General features: G+C 68.7%; 26 protein-coding genes, 1 tRNA gene and 1 pseudogene. 20 read left to right on the top strand and 8 right to left on the bottom strand.

Annotated features, from left to right (window positions below; translation table 11 throughout):
• The first annotated feature begins 70 nt into the window (after positions 1-70).
• Positions 71-1,687 carry an alpha/beta hydrolase gene (locus ACWIHT_RS25375; RefSeq protein WP_456170521.1) on the top strand — a complete coding sequence of 539 codons (1,617 nt, stop codon included), beginning with the start codon at positions 71-73 and terminating at the stop codon, positions 1,685-1,687.
• A 107-nt stretch (positions 1,688-1,794) separates the two neighbouring features.
• Positions 1,795-1,868 (top strand) — tRNA-Thr (locus tag ACWIHT_RS25370).
• 150 nt (positions 1,869-2,018) lie between these two features.
• Here ACWIHT_RS25370 and ACWIHT_RS25365 read toward each other — a convergent pair.
• Together ACWIHT_RS25365 and ACWIHT_RS25360 are read right to left on the bottom strand one after the other, a co-directional pair.
• Entirely contained in the window at positions 2,019-3,332 is a 1,314-nt protein-coding gene (locus ACWIHT_RS25365) for a tyrosine-type recombinase/integrase (RefSeq protein WP_456170520.1), read from the bottom strand.
• The gene (locus tag ACWIHT_RS25360; RefSeq protein ID WP_456170519.1) at positions 3,329-3,943 is read right to left on the bottom strand and encodes a hypothetical protein; all 615 of its coding nucleotides are present in this window, start codon (positions 3,941-3,943) and stop codon (positions 3,329-3,331) included. The genes ACWIHT_RS25365 and ACWIHT_RS25360 overlap by 4 nt, the downstream gene beginning before the upstream one ends.
• Positions 3,944-4,048: 105 nt before the next feature.
• Here ACWIHT_RS25360 and ACWIHT_RS25355 point away from each other — a divergent pair, with 105 nt between their 5' ends.
• From ACWIHT_RS25355 to ACWIHT_RS25285, 15 genes are all read left to right on the top strand, one after another.
• Positions 4,049-4,291, top strand: a complete 243-nt coding sequence (locus ACWIHT_RS25355; RefSeq protein ID WP_456170517.1) for an excisionase family DNA-binding protein — start codon at positions 4,049-4,051, stop codon at positions 4,289-4,291.
• Between the two features lie 126 nt (positions 4,292-4,417).
• Entirely contained in the window at positions 4,418-4,726 is a 309-nt protein-coding gene (locus ACWIHT_RS25350; RefSeq protein WP_456170516.1) for a hypothetical protein, read from the top strand.
• Entirely contained in the window at positions 4,723-5,364 is a 642-nt protein-coding gene (locus ACWIHT_RS25345; RefSeq protein WP_456170515.1) for a hypothetical protein, read from the top strand. Before ACWIHT_RS25350 ends, ACWIHT_RS25345 begins: the two co-directional genes overlap by 4 nt.
• A gap of 212 nt (positions 5,365-5,576) precedes the next feature.
• Complete coding sequence (locus ACWIHT_RS25340) at positions 5,577-5,981, top strand: hypothetical protein (RefSeq protein ID WP_456170513.1); 405 nt, start codon at positions 5,577-5,579, stop codon at positions 5,979-5,981.
• Positions 5,978-8,041, top strand: a complete 2,064-nt coding sequence (locus ACWIHT_RS25335) for an AAA family ATPase (protein ID WP_456170512.1) — start codon at positions 5,978-5,980, stop codon at positions 8,039-8,041. The genes ACWIHT_RS25340 and ACWIHT_RS25335 overlap by 4 nt, the downstream gene beginning before the upstream one ends.
• Before the next feature lie 3 nt (positions 8,042-8,044).
• The gene (locus ACWIHT_RS25330; protein WP_456170511.1) at positions 8,045-8,386 is read left to right on the top strand and encodes a hypothetical protein; all 342 of its coding nucleotides are present in this window, start codon (positions 8,045-8,047) and stop codon (positions 8,384-8,386) included.
• Positions 8,387-8,416: 30 nt separating this feature from the next.
• Positions 8,417-8,959 (top strand): HGGxSTG domain-containing protein, encoded by a 543-nt coding sequence (locus tag ACWIHT_RS25325; RefSeq protein WP_456170510.1) that lies wholly within the window; start codon positions 8,417-8,419, stop codon positions 8,957-8,959.
• The gene (locus tag ACWIHT_RS25320; RefSeq protein WP_456170509.1) at positions 8,956-9,180 is read left to right on the top strand and encodes a hypothetical protein; all 225 of its coding nucleotides are present in this window, start codon (positions 8,956-8,958) and stop codon (positions 9,178-9,180) included. The genes ACWIHT_RS25325 and ACWIHT_RS25320 overlap by 4 nt, the downstream gene beginning before the upstream one ends.
• Before the next feature lie 5 nt (positions 9,181-9,185).
• Complete coding sequence (locus ACWIHT_RS25315; protein WP_456170507.1) at positions 9,186-9,533, top strand: hypothetical protein; 348 nt, start codon at positions 9,186-9,188, stop codon at positions 9,531-9,533.
• The gene (locus tag ACWIHT_RS25310; RefSeq protein WP_456170506.1) at positions 9,530-9,736 is read left to right on the top strand and encodes a hypothetical protein; all 207 of its coding nucleotides are present in this window, start codon (positions 9,530-9,532) and stop codon (positions 9,734-9,736) included. Before ACWIHT_RS25315 ends, ACWIHT_RS25310 begins: the two co-directional genes overlap by 4 nt.
• Positions 9,737-9,753: 17 nt before the next feature.
• Positions 9,754-10,272 carry a hypothetical protein gene (locus tag ACWIHT_RS25305; RefSeq protein ID WP_456170505.1) on the top strand — a complete coding sequence of 173 codons (519 nt, stop codon included), beginning with the start codon at positions 9,754-9,756 and terminating at the stop codon, positions 10,270-10,272.
• Between the two features lie 30 nt (positions 10,273-10,302).
• The gene (locus ACWIHT_RS25300) at positions 10,303-10,635 is read left to right on the top strand and encodes a hypothetical protein (protein WP_456170504.1); all 333 of its coding nucleotides are present in this window, start codon (positions 10,303-10,305) and stop codon (positions 10,633-10,635) included.
• A 52-nt stretch (positions 10,636-10,687) separates the two neighbouring features.
• Positions 10,688-11,167 (top strand): hypothetical protein, encoded by a 480-nt coding sequence (locus ACWIHT_RS25295; protein WP_456170503.1) that lies wholly within the window; start codon positions 10,688-10,690, stop codon positions 11,165-11,167.
• The gene (locus ACWIHT_RS25290; protein ID WP_456170502.1) at positions 11,164-11,391 is read left to right on the top strand and encodes a hypothetical protein; all 228 of its coding nucleotides are present in this window, start codon (positions 11,164-11,166) and stop codon (positions 11,389-11,391) included. Before ACWIHT_RS25295 ends, ACWIHT_RS25290 begins: the two co-directional genes overlap by 4 nt.
• Before the next feature lie 126 nt (positions 11,392-11,517).
• The gene (locus ACWIHT_RS25285; protein WP_456170500.1) at positions 11,518-12,705 is read left to right on the top strand and encodes a Fic family protein; all 1,188 of its coding nucleotides are present in this window, start codon (positions 11,518-11,520) and stop codon (positions 12,703-12,705) included.
• Positions 12,706-12,742: 37 nt separating this feature from the next.
• Here ACWIHT_RS25285 and ACWIHT_RS25280 read toward each other — a convergent pair whose 3' ends face one another.
• The 4 genes from ACWIHT_RS25280 to ACWIHT_RS25265 all read right to left on the bottom strand — a co-directional run bounded on the left by ACWIHT_RS25280 (position 12,743) and on the right by ACWIHT_RS25265 (position 14,165).
• Complete coding sequence (locus ACWIHT_RS25280; RefSeq protein WP_456170499.1) at positions 12,743-12,883, bottom strand: hypothetical protein; 141 nt, start codon at positions 12,881-12,883, stop codon at positions 12,743-12,745.
• 510 nt (positions 12,884-13,393) lie between these two features.
• Positions 13,394-13,600 (bottom strand): hypothetical protein, encoded by a 207-nt coding sequence (locus ACWIHT_RS25275; RefSeq protein WP_456170498.1) that lies wholly within the window; start codon positions 13,598-13,600, stop codon positions 13,394-13,396.
• Positions 13,597-13,791: a hypothetical protein gene (locus tag ACWIHT_RS25270; RefSeq protein WP_456170497.1), complete on the bottom strand. Its 195-nt coding sequence runs from the start codon at positions 13,789-13,791 to the stop codon at positions 13,597-13,599. Before ACWIHT_RS25270 ends, ACWIHT_RS25275 begins: the two co-directional genes overlap by 4 nt.
• Positions 13,791-14,165 carry a DUF6415 family natural product biosynthesis protein gene (locus tag ACWIHT_RS25265; RefSeq protein WP_456170496.1) on the bottom strand — a complete coding sequence of 125 codons (375 nt, stop codon included), beginning with the start codon at positions 14,163-14,165 and terminating at the stop codon, positions 13,791-13,793. Before ACWIHT_RS25265 ends, ACWIHT_RS25270 begins: the two co-directional genes overlap by 1 nt.
• 167 nt (positions 14,166-14,332) lie before the next feature.
• Here ACWIHT_RS25265 and ACWIHT_RS25260 point away from each other — a divergent pair, with 167 nt between their 5' ends.
• Positions 14,333-15,610 (top strand): helix-turn-helix domain-containing protein, encoded by a 1,278-nt coding sequence (locus ACWIHT_RS25260; RefSeq protein ID WP_456170495.1) that lies wholly within the window; start codon positions 14,333-14,335, stop codon positions 15,608-15,610.
• Here ACWIHT_RS25260 and cutA read toward each other — a convergent pair.
• Positions 15,607-15,927, bottom strand: a complete 321-nt coding sequence (gene cutA / locus ACWIHT_RS25255; protein ID WP_456170494.1) for a divalent-cation tolerance protein CutA — start codon at positions 15,925-15,927, stop codon at positions 15,607-15,609. The two genes, ACWIHT_RS25260 and cutA, sit on opposite strands and share 4 nt — an antisense overlap.
• Positions 15,928-15,990: 63 nt before the next feature.
• Between cutA and ACWIHT_RS25250 the strand changes: the two are divergent.
• Positions 15,991-16,299, top strand: a pseudogene (locus ACWIHT_RS25250) (4a-hydroxytetrahydrobiopterin dehydratase).
• A gap of 40 nt (positions 16,300-16,339) precedes the next feature.
• Here the strand turns inward: ACWIHT_RS25250 and ACWIHT_RS25245 are convergent.
• Positions 16,340-16,579: a hypothetical protein gene (locus ACWIHT_RS25245; protein WP_456170493.1), complete on the bottom strand. Its 240-nt coding sequence runs from the start codon at positions 16,577-16,579 to the stop codon at positions 16,340-16,342.
• A 46-nt stretch (positions 16,580-16,625) separates the two neighbouring features.
• Between ACWIHT_RS25245 and ACWIHT_RS25240 the strand changes: the two genes are divergently transcribed.
• Positions 16,626-17,096, top strand: a complete 471-nt coding sequence (locus tag ACWIHT_RS25240) for a hypothetical protein (protein WP_456170492.1) — start codon at positions 16,626-16,628, stop codon at positions 17,094-17,096.
• The last annotated feature ends 97 nt before the right edge of the window (positions 17,097-17,193 follow it).

The raw sequence follows: 17,193 nt of genomic DNA, 5'->3' as shown, positions 1-17,193 counted from the left end.
GACGTAACTCGTCCGAGGTGGATTGTGTACACAGGGCGTTCAAGTGGTTGCGCAACGTTACGATCGCCTGATGCACATCAGGCGCTCCCTCCGCCAACCCAGTCGGCCCGGTCGGGCCCGCCGAAGCCGTCGGACCGGCGGCACGCTGCTCGCCGTGGCCGCGCTCCTCGTGTCCGCGTGTTCCGCGTGCTCCTCGGGGAGTTCGACGACGGCGGCGAGTCCGGCCGCGGCCGTGGTGCTGGCCGCGCTGCCGCAGTCGACGCCGTCCACGCTCGCGCGGTACTACGGGCAGAAGCTCAGCTGGCGCACGTGCGGGGTCCCCGGCTTCGAGTGCGCCACGATGAAGGCGCCGCTGGACTACGCCAAGCCCACCGCCGGGGACATCCGGCTCGCGGTCGCCCGCAAGAAGGCCACGGGCAAGGGCAAGCCCCTCGGTTCGCTGATGGTGAACCCGGGCGGGCCGGGCGGTTCGGCGGTCGGCTATCTCCAGCAGTACGCCGGGATCGGCTACCCGGCGTCGGTCCGCGCCCGCTACGACATGGTCGCGATGGACCCCCGGGGCGTCGCCCGCAGCGAGCCCGTCGAGTGCCTCGACGGGCGGGCCATGGACACGTTCACGCAGACCGACACGACTCCCGACGACAAGCGGGAGACCACTCAACTCGTCGACGAGTACAAGAAGTTCGCGGAGGGCTGCGGCGCCCACTCGCCCGACGTACTGCGCCATGTCTCCACGGTCGAGGCGGCCCGGGACATGGACGTCCTGCGGGCGGTACTGGGGGACGGGAAACTGACGTACGTGGGGGCGTCGTACGGCACGTTCCTCGGGGCGACGTACGCCGGGCTGTTCCCCGACCGGGTCGGCCGCGTGGTCCTGGACGGCGCGATGGACCCCTCCCTCCCCGCGCGCCGGATGAACCTCGACCAGACGGCGGGCTTCGAGACGGCGTTCCAGTCCTTCGCGAAGGACTGCGTACGGCAGCCGGACTGCCCGCTCGGCGCCAAGGGCACGACACCTGCCAAGGTCGGCACGAACCTCAAGGCCTTCTTCCGCAAGCTCGACGCGCACCCGATCCCCACCGGCGACGCGGACGGCCGCAAACTCGGCGAGGCGCTCGCCACGACCGGCGTGATTGCGGCGATGTACGACGAGGCGGCCTGGCCGCAGCTGCGCGAGGCGCTGACGTCGGCGATGAAGGAGAACGACGGCGCGGGCCTGCTGGTCCTCTCCGACAGCTACTACGAGCGTGACGCCGACGGCCGCTACTCGAACCTGATGTTCGCCAACGCCGCCGTGAACTGCCTCGACCTCCCGGCCGCGTTCTCGACCGCCGACCAGGTCGAGCAGGCGCTCCCCGCGTTCGAGAAGGCGTCCCCGGTCTTTGGCGAGGGCCTCGGCTGGGCCTCCCTGAGTTGCGCGTACTGGCCGGTCAAGGCCACGGGTGAACCCCACCGCATCGAGGCGAAGGGCGCCGCCCCGATCGTGGTCGTCGGCACGACCCGCGACCCGGCGACCCCGTACCGCTGGGCCCAGTCCCTGGCCCGTCAGCTCTCGTCGGCCCGCCTCCTCACGTACGTCGGCGACGGCCACACCGCGTACGGCCGCGGCAGCACGTGCATCGACTCCGCGATCGACACGTACCTGCTCCGCGGGACCCCGCCGACGAAGGGAAAGCGCTGCTCGTAGCGTCGGTGCGGCCGTGGTCGGGGGTGCTGCCGGGGGGTGTACGGAGCACCCCCGGAAACTGTGTAGACTTTCCGACGTTGCTGATCGCACCATGGTGTGGACAGCGCGCCGCCTTAGCTCAGATGGCCAGAGCAACGCACTCGTAATGCGTAGGTCTCGGGTTCGAATCCCGAAGGCGGCTCTGTGGAAGCCTCAGGACTCACTCGCCGTGACCTGGGGCTTTTGCTTATTTCGGGCGCGATTTGCCAGCGAGTTCGTGATCTTGGCTTCCGCCTAGTTGCAACGCAAGTTGCGGTTACCAATCCGTGTCGTACGTTCGATCGAATCCCGGTCAGCCCCACAGTGCGTCCCCCATCCGCTTCGCCGCATCGTTCGCCAGGACCGACGCGACGTGCGTGTAGCGCGTCATCATCCGCATCGAGCTGTGCCCGAGGATCTCCATTACGACGCGGGGGCTCACCCCGGCCTCGATCAGTAGCGTGCCCGCGGTGTGCCGGTTGTCGTGCACCCGCGCGTCCCGCAGGCCGGCCGCTTCGAGGATGTCTTTGAACTCCTCCCAGTCCATGCGCGGATCAATCGGCTTCCCGGTGGGCTGGCAGAAGACGAGGCCTTGGTCCTCCCACAGCTCGCCGGCCGCCAGACGCTCGCGCAGCTGCTCCTTCCGGTGCGCCTTCAACAGCGGCACCAAGGGCGGCGGGATGGGCGCCAGCCGCTTGTTCTTGCCCTTCGGCTCCCTGAACACCAGGCCACCGCCCTTGCGTTCCGGGCAGGCCTTCGCGTGATCGGTGCAGTCCTTCAGACACGGCTTGGGGCAGCCGCGCTTGTAGTTCTTGTGGGTCACGCAGCCCTTCCGGCACGCCTTCCGGTGATGCTTGGCGCCGCAGGCGTGCGCGTCCTCGCACCCGTGCTGCCACGTCAGCCGCTGCAACTGCCACCAGATCTTCGCGACCCCGTTGTCCAGGTCGATGTACTTCCAGCGCAGCCCGAGGGCCTCGCCCTGCCGCAGGCCGAGAGCGAGCGCCACAGACCAGCGGGCGCCGTTGCGGCGCTCGGCAGCCTCGGTGAGCAGTGCTCGGGCCTCGGCCTGGTTGAAGGGCTCGATCTCTTCCTCGGCGGCCTGCGGGGGCTCCACCAGGGTGGCGACGTTCCGCACGACGATGTCCCGCTGCATGGCCACCTTCAGCGCACGCGAGATGATCCGGTGCGTCTTCAGCACGGTGCTCGATGCGAGCCCCTGTTTGATCATCTTCAGGTACAGGGCATCGAGGTGCTCAGCCGCGAGCTTGTCGACGCGGTGCTTCCCGATCCCGGGGAACAGGTACAGCCGGCACTTCGAGCGGTAGTCGTCCAGGGTCCGCGGGCTCATGGTCCCGTCCGCCACCTTGCGCGCGCAGGCCGTGTCCATCCACGTCGTCAACCACTGCTCGATCGTCGGCGGGCGGCCAGCCTTCTTCGTCTTGCCCGCGTCCCGCTCGCGCTCCAGCAGGCGCACCTTGCCCCGTACGACATCCTCGTCCACGCCCATGCGGTGGCGCCGGTCCGGAGCGCCGTTCGCCTTCGTGCCGACCGTGACCCAGCCGTGCCACTTCCCGTCGGCCTCAGAGAAGTAGACGCTGCTCTCCCCGTTGCCCCTGCGTCCGCTCATCCGGCCCTCCCTGATCGCGCGGGAGGCAAGATGCCCCGCTTCCTTGCCTCGTAGATCCATCGGTGCACGGTGCGTACCGGAGTCTTGGCCATCTCGGAAATGGCTGGCGCGGGTGCCGTCTTCGCCTCGATGAACCAGCGATAGGCATCCGCGACGTCTTCCAGGAACTCGTCGGTCAGTCGCCCCGCGGGCGGCTTGACCTGCGGCATGGGGCGCTGCGGTTCAGCACCAGCACCGTCGGACACGAGGCGGTCGGACGGCTCCGTGACGCTGAAGGTTCCGAAGCTCTTCGTCACGTCGAAGTACCGGTCGAGATCATCGAGCGATGGCGGGATGGTTTCGCAGTCCGCCGTGATGATGTCGTCGGCGTTCGTCGCAGTCAGGTACATCTCGATGGTGGAGAAAGGGATACGGCGCCAGGTGCGCGCGCTGAGTGCGTCGTCCGCTTCGCCCGCCCGGATGACGACGTCCTGAAGATCTAGACGCGTGTGGCTGCCGCTCTTAGTGAGGTCGTACCGAAGGTAGACGTCCGGTCCTCCGCCCTCTTCTCTGAGGCGTACCCATCCCCAGGGCCGGAATTCGATACGCCATTCCCCACTCGCCAATGCCATGGCGCTCAGCATGGCAGCGCGCCATGACGTGAGCAAGTGACTCCACGCGCGTGAGCAGGTAGCGCCACGTACTTGCGCGACCGTTGGCGACTCTCTGGAGTCGTGGTGAGCAAGCGGCGACAGGTACGCGCCGCCACCTACTCGGGAGATCGCATGTCCCAGATCCTCTACAAGGCCGAAGAGTGCACGACGGTGCTTCGCCTGGGGCTCACGACCGGCAAAGCGAAGATCGCGTCGGGAGAGCTGCGGAGCATCAAGATCGGCCGCGCCCGGCGCGTTCCCGCGGACGCCCTGCACGAGTACGTGCAGCAGCTCGACCGCGAGCAGAACGGCACCAGCGCCGCATGAGACGGCCCTGCTGTCGGCGATTCCAGCGTCAGCAGCAGGGCCTTGAGAAACCCCCTCCGACCTCTGACAGCCGAACGGCGGCGCGGGCCGAGAACCCATATGCGCCGCCGTCGAAAGGAGCTTCAGATGAAGCCTACGACGACCGCTCGTCGCTACACCAGCGGGACCGCCGAGCCCGTCCCCGTCGCCGAACTCACCGCGCGTTCTGCCGCGATCCTCGCCGAGGCGCCCGGTGACGCCCTCGTCGTCGAGGACGGCCACCTCACCGACCTCGGCCGGGCATGGGCGCAGGACTTCGTCCGCGACCTGGCCGTCGCCGCCAACCGGATGCCGAACCCCCAGGACACGATGCGGCAGATCATCGCCGTACTGCCGGAGATGTGGGAGACGGCAGCCGCCAACCTCCGCGCCGAGCAGGCAGGAGCGGGCGCGTGAGTGAGCCGATCCGTATCGCCATCTCCGAATCTCAGGGGCCCATCCCGGGCGGGCCGGTCGTCTCGACGGGCGGCAACGTCTTCGAGACCACCACGTGGGGGAGTACCTGCCCCGGCTGCAGCAAGGTCCCGGCCGCCGGACAGAAGATCACCAAGATCTTCCACACCTGGTGGCACGCCACCTGCGGCGCCGCCTACCTCCGCAGCACGGCCGCCGACGAGGCATGGCTCGCCCTCGCCCACCAGTTGGAGCGCTCACCGTCCCGGTTCACCAATGCCGAGACCAAGGCGATCACCAAGAATCTGCTGCGGATCGCCGGCGCCACCGCCGCGGTCGGCGATCCCTCCCCGGATTGTCGTCGCGTCCACGGTGACGCGGCCGTCGAGCGAGCACTTCCGGATGACGGTGAGACGCAGTTCGCGGACGTCGTCGACGGCTTTCACGGCAGCGACTTGTACGCCGCCTATCTCCAGACCGAGCAGCGCTATCCCGACGAACTGCCTGTGATCGTCGGCCTCCGCCTGTGGGCTCAACTCGACGCTGTTCAGCGGGAGAAGCACCTCAAGGACGTCCTGAGCGGATGGGTGGAACTCGTGCGAATCCAGCGCGCCGAGGACCAGGCCGAAGGCCACGCGTGACCTCCCGTCCGGCCGCCGCGCTCTGTCCGTCCACGAGCAGGACGGCAGGGCCGGCGGCCGGGCGCACCGCAACCCGCACGACAGACGCCCATCGCGAGGCCGAGAGATCCAAAACCCGCACCTGCCTCGCCGTTCGCGAACGGACGCACGACGTGAACAACCAGAAGATCACGCCGCCCAACCGCGGGAGCAGCGGCGGCGTAACAAGCCACATGGCCAGGTCCGTCGAACCCATGGCGTTGTGGGCGTCGGGCACAGTGACGCAACTCCTCGACGGCCAGGACGACGCACCCAAGTACGGGTCCACCGCGTGGCGGCAACTGCCCGAAGACGACCCCCGCAGGGTCGCCGGGATGATCACCGCCGCTGAACTCTGGCGCCGCTTTGGGGACGAGGAAGAGCTGATGGCCTGGTTCCGCGACGCGACCCGTAACCGGTCGTCCCTGGCCAGCCGGAGGACGCTCGCCGAACTCGACACGCTCGCCCGTAGGGCCGCCGTCCCTGTCCAGGCCACGCCCGGCTGGCCGCCCGTCGCGGTCCCCGGACGGCCTGGCTACTACCGGCACCTCGTCGACGGCCAGCAGGTCGACCTGCTGGGGACGGACGTGGCCGCGTGAGCGAGTACGACCAGATCATCGAGGAGCTGAACGCCCACGGCAGCCGCAGGAGCGGCGCCTCGGGCTGGCAGTGCCCTGCCCACGACGATCGGAACGCGTCTCTCTCGGTCAGCGAGAGGGACGGCAAGCCCCTGGTGTTCTGCCAGGCCGGATGCCACACCGATGACGTGCTGGACGCGCTCGGACTCAGCTGGCCAAAGCTGCGTGACAAGCCGACCCCCGGCAAGACCGAATGGATCGCGTCGTACGAGTACACCGACGAGCGGGGCGGCGTCCTGTTCGTGAAGGAGCGCGGCGAGCCCAAGACCTTCCGCGTCTATCGGCCACTCACCGGGGGCCGCCGCCAGTACAAGGAAGTGTTCGGCGGCCCGAAGCCACCCCGCCGTGTCCTGTACCGGATGCCCGCCGTGGTGGCAGCTATCGCCGAGGGCCACACGGTCTACCTCGTCGAGGGCGAGAAAGACGTGCACTCCGCCGAGCGCGTCGGCGCCACCGCCACGTGCAACTACGAAGGCGCCGCCAAGTCCGACCAGCGGCCGAAGTGGCGTCCGGAGTACGGCGACATGCTCAAGGACGCCCACGTCGTCATCGTCGCGGACAACGACGATGCCGGCCGGGCACATGCCGCCGCCGCGTACAGCAACCTCAGGGGCAAGGCCGCATCCGTCCGCGTCGTACGCGGGCGCGGCAACCGGGAGAAGGCCGACCTCACCGACCACCTTGCCGCCGGGCACACCCTCGACGACCTAGTCCCCCTCGATGAAGGCGCCGACCAACCGCCCGAGGACTACGACGAGGCGCCTCCGCTCGACCCCGAGACCACGTCCTCCGAGGAGTACTTCGAAGCGGCCGTCGACCGGCTGCTCGGTGACCTCCTCGACTCCGACAGCCTCGACAAGATCAAGCCCCTTGAACCCCTCGTCGGCGACCTCCTCGCCCTGAACACCCTCTCGCGGGTCATCGGACCGTCCGGCACGTTCAAGTCGTTCGTCCTCCTAGACATGGCCGGACACGTCGGCACCGGCATGAAGTGGCACGGCCACTACGTCCGCCAAGGGCTCGTCGTCTACCTCGTCGCCGAAGGCGAGCAGGGCATCCGCAAGCGTGTCCGTGCATGGGAACAGCACCATGGCCTCCGCATGGACAATGTCCGGTTCCTGGCCAGACCCGTACAGGCAGCGAGCCCCGAGTGGGACGTGCTGATCGAGGCCATGCGCCGTATCGCACCCGCCCTGATCGTCATCGACACACAGGCCCGCGTCACCCTCGGCGTTGAGGAAAACTCCAACACGGAGATGGGCAAGGTCGTTGACCGCATGGACCAACTGCGGTCCTCAACTGGCGCGTGCGTCGCGCTGGTTCACCACACGGGCCACGTCGGCGGCCACGGCCGCGGCGCCTCCGCCGTGAAGAGTGCTCTGCAAACTGAGCTGACCGTTTCCAGTAAGGGCGACCGGATCCCGAACACCGTCCTCACGATCAAGTCCGGCAAGCAGAAAGACGAAGACCAGGACGGCGACTTCGAATTCGGGCTCAAGAAGATCTCCCTCGACGGCGAGTTCAAGCCCGACGGACGTCCGGTGACCTCCCTGGTGCTGGTCTCCCTGGACACCCCGCAGGACGGCCCGCCCCCCGCCCCCGAAGGCAGCGTCGCGTGGATCGTCCAGCGGCTCGACCAAGCCAACGTGCCCAACGAGTACGGCCGACGCCGGCTCCGCACCGAGTGTCAGCGACTCGCCTTCCAGGTCCGTGACGAGAAGTTGCAGGAGGTCGCCAACATCCGGCGGGCCCGCACTCAGGACCGGTTCCCAGACCGGTTCCCGGACAGCGACGACGAAACGGTTCCCGGGAGCGGAACCACTACCGAGGGAACCGCAGGTCAAACCGGTTCCGCACCGGTCGGGAACCACAGGGAACCGGGCACCCAAGCAGCGGTGGTTCCCTCCTCCTTTCTAGGGAGGGAACCAGCGGTGCCAGAGGGATCGGTGTGCACCGTCTGCCACACCACCCTCGACGTCGACTGGGCATCACGCGGCAACGACCGACACGTCGGGTGCTGAGCCATGGCCATCGACATCAAGCCCTGGCTCGACCGCGCAGAACGCGTACGCACCGACGACATCTACGACCACGCCAACTTCGCCCGAGACCTCGCCGGACAGCTCACCTGGGCTGGCGCCCTCGACTTTGCCACGGCACTCCGGTCGTACGTGTACGGCCAACCCGGCGGCAGCGAACTCCACAAGGCGATCGAGCCCCTCTACCGCCGACTCGGCTGGCAGCAATCCGCACTCATCGCCTGCTGGTTCCGGGACGCCAACAACCGGCCCACCAAACGCCACTGGCCACCTGCCGCCGGGGGTCCGGACCAGACCGGACCCCATGCACCAGCCCGAGCGGGCTGACCCCATGCACCAACTCCCCGGGAGGAACCGATGTCCACAACATGTGGGGCCCGATGCCGAGACGGCTCACCCTGCGACAACCCGCCCATGACCGCGAGCAGCCGCTGCCGTATGCACGGAGGGGCCAGCCCCCAGGCGAAGACCGCGGCCGGGCGCCGGCAGGTCGAGGGCGAGGCCCGCGCACTGCTCGCAGAGTTGGGCGTAACGCCGGTCTCGGACCCGCTCGCGCAACTGCTGCAACTCGCGGGCGAAGTCCTCGCCTGGCAGAAGGCGACGGCCGCGCTCGTTAACGAGTTGTCCAGCATCCGCTACCAGGGCGGCAGCGGCGAGCAACTCCGCGCCGAAATCAGCCTGTACGAAAGGGCGATGGACCGGGCCGCGAACGTCTTGTCGGCGATTGCCCGGCTTCGGATCGACGAGCGTCTCGCCGAGGTGTCGGAGAAGCAGGCGGAGGCGGTGATCGGTGCGATCGAGGCCGGGCTTGCGGCGGTCGGTGTGACGGGGGACCGGGCGCTCGCTGCGAAGCGTGCGGCGGCCCGTCACCTGCGGCTCGTCGAGGAGGTGGGGTCGTGATCGGTCTGCCGAAGATCGTCGTCGACTGGCTGGAGAACGGACGGCCGAGCGAGCGGTCCGCGCTGGCGGAGGCCGCTGCGTACGGCTCGCTCCTGTGGTCGGCGGCCGGCACGCGGGCTTACGAGCGCCAGGCCGAGGACGCCTGCCGGTTCAGCCTGGTGGGCTCGGGCGGGGTGCTGACGTACGAGGTTGTCGGCGTCGAGGGCGGGTGCCTGCGGTGAGCGGCATGTTCGACACGGTCGCCCAGTGGCTGGAGCACGGCCGGCCTGCCGCTCCGGTGTGCCGGTTCCACGGCGTGCACTGCGAGTTGGGGGCGAACTGGCCGCTCGACCGGGCGGTGGTCGACCCGGCTGGAGTTCAGTTCGACGAGCTGCTCGACATGATCCACCGGGGACGCCGGGCGGCCGGGCTTCCCACCGACGCGCACCCTCGCGACCTGTGGGCGGTCGACCGTCACGAGCAGGTTCCGGCCGCGGAACTCGCCGAGCGGGAGCGTCACGCGGCCGAGCTGCTCGCCAAGGCGAAGGCGGACAACGCGGCCTTGGAGGCGCAGCTCCAGGGGGAGCGGCGATGAACGTCGACGACATCGTCCAGGCCCGCATAGCCGCCGCAGCCCGCAAGGCCGAGCAGGAGAAGCAGCGTCGTGCGGAACTCGCCGCAGCCCGCCGTGCCGGGCTCGCCCGCCGGCACCGCCAGAAGCTCGCGAACCTCGCCGCGAGAGGCCGGGCACTGGCCCCGACCTTCGACAACACCAGCCCGAGCGCTTCAGGCGCTTGACCATCAAGGAGAAACCCATGCCCGGTACCACCACGATCTCGTTCAACCGGCCGCTGAATCCGCCGATGACGATCGAACTCAACCCGACGCACCTGCCCGCCGATCTCCGTACCGCGTACGACCGGCTGGCCGAGGCCGCGTCCGCGAAGGCTGTTGCCGACCGGGCCCGCGACACCGCAGCTCCCGCCGACCAGGCGCGTCTGAAGCAGGAGTCCGGTGAGGCGCAGCAGGGCCTCGACGAGGCTCTCGCCCACTATGCGGAGTTGGGCGCCACCAGCACTACCGCCGTCCGTGACAGTGCCGCGTCCGCGTTCCAGCGGGCGGTGGAGAAGGCGGCGGCCAGCATCCGCGAGGCCCTCGACCACGTCGACGAGATCGGCGAGGCCGCGGCGCTGTTCGTGTCCGCGAAGCCCGGGAAGCCTCCGGTGCGCCTCGACACCCACGCGGCCTTGGAAGCGCCGGTCAGGCGGCAGTTGGCGATGCTGCGCGGCGGGCTGAAGGAAGCCCTCGCCATGCTCCCCGAAGACCTCGACTGACCAGGCCGCACCGAGAGATAGGAGACAGGGATGACTGACTGGGCCGACAAGATCGTGGCCGATGCCGCCGAGCGTACGGAGCGGCAGGCGAGGGAGCGCGAGGAGCGCAACGCGCAGTTGCTCGCGGAGCAGGCCGACGAGCCGACTGCCGAGGAGCGGGCAGCCGACGGCGAACAGCGCCGCCAGGAAGCCGAGCAGCAGCGGGCCGAGCAGATCGCCGCGCGGGTCCAGGACTCGGTGAGGCGGCAGCGGGAGAACCGACGGCCGTACTCCGACTACGACAAGGCGATGGCCGCCCAGGCGCTCGGCGCAGACGCGTCCTGGGATCACTGGGACGGACCGGGCGGACCGACCGCCGCATGAACACCCAGGGGTGCGGCAACCTGCCGCACCCCGGCACCCACAGGAGAAGAACATGCTCGACAAGGGAACGCCCTGCTCGTTTGCCATCCTCGGCGACCGCGCCCACAACTTCGCGATGCCCCGCGACCTCACTGTGATGCCGCCGAAGGTGGTCGCAGCGTTCGAGAAGCTGACGGCCGCGGCCCGAGCGGAGCAGAAGGCCACCGGGCATGCGGCCCGGTTGGAAGCCAACAGCGTGGTGCGGGACGCGCTCGGCGCGCTGTACGACACCGCCGCGAGCACGTCGAAGGCGGCCCGCCAGCAGTACGACGAGGCCTTCGAGTACGCGGTTCGCCGGTACGCGCGGGCCCTCGGTGACGCGCAGGCCGCGCTTCAGGACGTCGTGACCTCCGCCCAGTTGCACGACCAGGCCGTGAACGGGCACGCGGTCGGCCTCAACCCGGAGGCCAAGACGAAGCCAGTGATGATCGCCCGACTGCTCGCGGACTCGCTGGAGAAGCTGCCCGCGATCCCGGGGCTGGAGGAGAAGTGACGGAGCCCAAGACCAGGAAAGCGACCTCAGCAGAGCGGCATGCGGCCCGTATCCACGGCGAGCCGGAGCCCACGCAGATCGATGTGGAGGAGCGGTCGGCGGCTGAGCTGCACATTGCTCGGCTGGGGGAGCGGCGGGAGTCGGCGAAGCCTGCCGACGTAGACACCGCGAGTTGGTACGCCTGGCGTGTCCAGGGTGGTGATGATGGGCCGGATGCGGCCTGAATTCATCAGGTAGGGAATTGTTCCCGGTCGTCATCATGGCGGCCGGGCGCAGTCACTTCAGCAGCCTTGACCGGAGCGCGACTCGTTGACTAATTAAAGTAGTCAACGATTGGCTACAATGCACATATGAACCAGTCATCGCGCTTGGCGCTCTACACGGTCCCACCCCTGACCAGTGAGGACCATCGCGTACTGGGCGAGATCCACCAGATGCGCAAAGACATGCGGCGCTTCCTCCGCACTCCTCGCCGGTGGGAAGGCGGGCTGCGCCGTTCCGTCCTGGCTAAGGCCATCCAGGGTTCCAACAGTATCGAGGGCTACGTCGTTGCTGAAGACGACGCCCTCGCAGCACTGGACGATGACGAGCCCATGAGCGCTGATGAGAAAACCTTCGAAGAGATCAAGGGTTACCAGCGAGCAATGAGTTATGTGCTCGCCATCGGTGACGACAACCTCGCCACGTACAGCACCGCCGAGCTGCGAGCCACGCACTTCATGATGTTGCAGCACGAGCCGTCCAAGTCCCCCGGTCGATACCGCAAGGGGCCGATCTACGTCCACAACGAGGCCACCGACGAGCAGGTGTACGAGGGGCCTGACTCGGACCTGGTGGCTGACCTCTTGGAAGCGCTGGCCGAACATCTGCGCACTGACCACGGCCACGACCCCGTCGTCCGCTCCGCGATGGCGCATCTCAATCTGGTCATGATTCACCCATTCCGAGACGGAAACGGCCGCATGGCTCGGGCGCTTGCAACGCTCGTGCTGACCCGCTCCGACATTGGCGAACCAGCGTTTTCGTCCATCGAAGAATGGCTCGGGGTCACCGCCAACACTCTCGACTACTACGCAGCCCTCGGCCACACCGGGCATGGCGTGTGGGCGCCCCGGCCTGACGCTCACCTTTGGCTTTCGTTCTGTCTCCGAGCCCACCACATGCAGGCCCAGACGATGGCCCGGCGCTTCGAGGATGCCAACCGGTACTGGAACCACCTTGACGCTCTGGTTGAGCGCTACTCGCTCCCGGAACGCGTGATGGACCCCCTGTTCGACACGATTCTCGGCTATCGGATCCGACGCAGCGGCTACATGAAGCGTGCGGAAATCGAAGGGCAAATGGCCACTCGCGACTTGGCGCACCTGGTCACTCTTGGCCTCCTGGCCGCGCACGGGTCGGGGCGCGGACGGTACTACACGGCCGCCGGCCCGCTCCTGGAGGCCCGCGACGACGTCCGGGTGAAACGTGCCAGCATCACTGACCCGTACCCCTGGATGCGCTCCAAGTTGGCCGAACCGGTCGTGCTGGCTCAATGAGCAGTTGCGGCCGAGTCCAACTCGGCCGCATACGTGGCTACGCGCCACCACTGACGGCGCCCTCGGCCTGCCGGCGCTGCCACCACCGGTACCCGGCCCGTGGCGCCTCCCAGTACACGACCCGAAGAATCCAGTACCCGGCGTACAGCATCCACCACATCACCTTGAACATGCCCACGGTCGCCGCGATCGATAGACCGAGGAACCCAGACGCCGCGCGCCCCGGCGACGCCGACACCCGCAACGGGCCGATCCCGCCCGATAACCGAACCCCCATATGTGCCCCCAGTCGCTCACGCACCCTCGCGCGTGAATGCCCGGGACTGTACCGACGACATTGGCCGCCATCCGGATATTCGCGGTATCCCACCCGAACGTGGGGGCGATGCCAAGGCGGGTGCGGATTGGGTGGCCGGACTGTGCAACAGGGCACTGGCGCTCGGTCTGAATGAATAAATCGAATCCCCGAATGCCACACAGACTTCGAATCCATGGTCAAGTTCAAGTCGAGGGTCGCGGCCGTGATGCACCGACCGGCCGCGACCCGAACCCACCCGTCCTCTCGTCGAGACTGGGGTACAGAGGTCGAGCGGGAGCTTGTGCGGCGACCGCCCCGCCCGGGGGAAGCTGAAGACGGCCGCCTTCCTGCTGCCGACAACTTCCGCTGGCGGCAGGGGTTACGGGGCGGTTAGTCGTCCGATCGTGCGGCCTTGGCGATCAGGACGCGGGCGAAGATGCGGAGCAGGACGGGGTCCGGCTCGACGAGATCGGCGTGGGCGCGGTGCGCGTAGACGTCCCGCCCCGGGCCGCTCATTCCCTCCTCGTGCCAGAGGAGGACCGTGTCGTCCGGGTCGGTGAGCGGGCCGTCGCAGTAGCGGCAGAAGCGCATGGTCATGAGGCGTCCGCCGTCCGGTAGCGGTGGCAGATGCACGTGCACCGCCGTTGAAGGAGCAGGCCGCGGCCGTAGGGGAGCGGGATGTCCTTGGTCTGGTTGCACATGTCGTGCACGGCGCCGTAGCCGGGCTGCCGGCCCACGGTGCACTCCGGCGACAAGGTCGCTTCGTCGGCCGTCGTCGGCTCGCCCATCAGCTCGTACCGCCGAGGTTGGCGTGGTGGCCGCACAGGGCGAACAGGACGCGGGCCAGGCGGCGGGCGTAGGCGAGCCGTGCGGAGGCGAGGGGGCGGATGTCTGCGCCGGCGGCGAGTTTGCGGCGGGCCTCGCCCACGCAGACGGTGGCGAGTGCACCCTCCATGGTGGCGGCGTGCTGGGTGGCGAGGGGTTCGACCTCGGTGACCATCAGCTCGACCTGCCCGCGCAGCTGCTCGATCAGCAGCGTGACGTCCGCCGCGGTGGAGGGTGCGGCGAGGGCGAGTGCCCGGTGCGCGGTGGCGAGCATCGTCTCAAGGTCGGGCGGATCCTGCTCTGCCGCTACGGGGACAGGGGCGGTACTTTGCTCCACGTCGACTCCATCCAGTCGGCCACGCCCGGGGCCGTTCGCGCGGTCGCCGGGTCTCTCGCCCAACCCTTCGCTCCCGCACCACGGTTGCCATCCCACCGACGGGTATCCCCACCATGGGTAGGCCCCCGAAGGGGACGGGGGCGCCTCGATTGGGGGATGCTGGGACGGTGACCCATCCGCCCACGGCTCTGCCGGCCGACGTCCTCGAACTCCCCGAGATGTGCGAGGCGTTGCGCGCTCACGACTTCGGGACCGTCTTCCGGCTGGCTCGTGAACAGGCGGGCATCAGCTACCAGAAGCTGGCCGCCGAGTGCGGCATCAAACCGGAGGGCATCGGCGCGCTCGCGCGAGGCTGCGGACGTGTCGAGAGCTACGACAAGATCGCCATCATCGCGGATGCGCTCCGGGTACCCGGGCACATGGTCGGGCTCGCTCCACGCTCGTGGGAGACGACCTCCGACACGGCGGCTCTCCGTCGACGTGACGTCCTCGCTGTGGGCGCCGTGGGTCTCGCCGCGACACTGCCCGACGTGCTGCCGCCGTCCGTACCGCAGCGGGTGGGCGCCGGCACCGTGGTCCGCCTCAGGGAGCGCACGGCCCGGCTGCGACGCCTCGACGACGTACTCGGCGGCGGCGACACTTATCGCCTGTATGCCGCCGAGTACCAGCGGACGCGGCGCATCCTGCGAGACCGCACGTACAACGAGAGCACCGGACGCCAGCTGCTGGCGCTCGCGGCCGAGCAGGCACAGCAGGCCGGTTGGGCAGCGTTCGACGGGGGCCGGGAACGGGAGGCCGCCGGCCTGTACCGGGAGAGCCGGTCGGCAGCCGAAGACGCGGGCGCCGAGGACCTCGCCCGCAACGCGCTGGCCTACCTCGCCTATCAGGCGGTTGCCGCCGACCCGCGCGCCGCCGCCGCGATAGCGGCTCACTCGTGCGACGCGGTCACCGAGGAGACCCCGGTCACAGTGCGCGCTCTCCTGTGGGAACGGTGCGCGTGGGCCCGCGCCGTCGCCGGGGACGCGAACGGTACGGAGGTGGCCCTTGCCGAGGCGCGTGCCGCTCTCGGCGCGGACGACGCGGGCGACCCGCAGCCGGCATGGTCGGCGTGGGTGGACCAGGTGGAGCTGGACATCATGGCGGGCCGCTGCTGGACAGAGCTACGGCGGCCCCTGCGCGCGGTGCCCCTGCTGGTGCGTGGGCTCGGGAGATTCGATGACGCGCACGCTCGGGACGCATCGCTGTACTCGACATGGCTGGCCGAGGCGTACACGACCGCCGGGGAGGTGGAAGAGGCTGCACGTGTGACCGGCCGGGCGCTGGAGCTAGCCGACGGGGTGGCGTCACCCCGGCCCCGCCGTCGTATCGAGCAGGTCGTGTCTGTACTCGCTCTCCAGCACGGTGCGGTGCCGGTGGTCGCCGAACTGGTTGAGCGGACCGCCTAGTTGGCGACCGTGCGAGCGATCCACTCCAGGTACGCGGCGGCGCCCCGGACGATGGGAGTGGCGGTCACCTCGGGGTTCTTCCAGGGATGGTGCTCGATCAGGTGGGCCTCCAGGTCCGGGTATTGGTCGGCGGTGGTTTTCAGGAACAGCTGGTATTCCTCGCCGGTGCCGAACGTTCCGGCGTGCCAGAACACGGACGCCACCGGCCCTACGATCTGGGCGCCTGCGGCGAACCGGCCCTCGACAGCGGACTGGGCGAGAGCGACGGCCTGTTCGCGGGTCTCGGTGGCGGTGGATACGGTCAAGTAGTCAGGCATGCCGCGAGGTTACCTACCCCGTGACGCACCGCCGAAGGGAGCTGACGCGTGGCAGACGTACCGGTGCCGCTGACCGAGGACGAGATCGTGATCGCGCTGGACGGCCTGCCAGGCTGACGGCGGGAGGGCGATGAGATCAGCCGCAGCTACTCGATCCGGTATCACGGGGGCGTGGCGATGATCGTCCACGTAGCCGATGTCGAGCGGCTCATCAGCCACCACGCGGACATCGATCTGCGGTGGGGGAAGGTGCGGTTCGGGATCACCACGCACGATGCCGGGCACAAGCTCACGGCTGCGGACTTCGACCTCGCCCGCAGGATCGACGCCATCGCACAGGCCCACGGTGCGGAGCCCCTGGGCCACGGCTGAATCCGGGAACGCACCCACGGCAGACGGCCGAACAAACTCCTCAGCCGCTTGAGCCAGGGCTTGTCACGGATGCGCCTATACCGCAGCTTGGGCACTGGTAGCCGTTGGCGCTGACACGGACCAGAAGCAGGCAGCCACACTTGCGGGTGGTCGACTTCGGCCTTGGGGACACAGGTTCCACAAGATCGGGGAACATGCCCGATTCAACGAGAAGTTCTTGAAACCGCGCGAGCTTCTCCGGGTTGCTCTTCATGTCATTGCCGTACATGTTCTCGCTCATGGCCTTCACCCCTCTGCCGGCATACCGCAGGGTTACCCTCCTGAGCATGACCGAAGCTGCTATGGCCCTAGCCTCGATAGCCGCCGCCCTGGAGATCTGGGGCATCTGGTGGACCGTCAAGGACATCCGTTCCGCACGGCGCCGTCTGGGGTCGTATCTGGAACTTCCGCGCACCGTGTACGGGTCGGCCAACGGCCTGTTCGGAGCGCTGACGATGACGGCCACAGGGACTGTGTCTGGGCAGACGTTGGAGCGGCGCATCGAGGCTCTGGAGGCGGCGCAGGATGGTCTGCGCGGTGAACTGGACCGGCGGGACCAGGAAATCAAGGAACGCCTGACAACGGACTTCCAGGGCGCCCTCAAGGCTTCCGAGCGGACCGTCGATGATCAGTTCGCGAAGCTGCGTGCGCACGTCGTCGGTAGCCAGACATCCTGGGTCACGGCGTACAGGGGACCGATCGTGCTGGGGGCAGGCGTCCTGGTTGGCCTGCTCGCCAACATCTTCTCCAACATCTAAGGCAGTTCTGGACGCACGAACGGCCCTCGTCCTCGACGACCGAGGCGGGGGCCTTTGACATGTAGGGAGGGAGGCGGCGAAGGGGAGGCCAACACCC

Source organism: Streptomyces sp. NPDC002276, assembly GCF_053891435.1.
The sequence above is the reverse complement of the archived record's forward strand: the minus strand, read 5'-3'. Positions and strand labels throughout refer to the sequence as shown.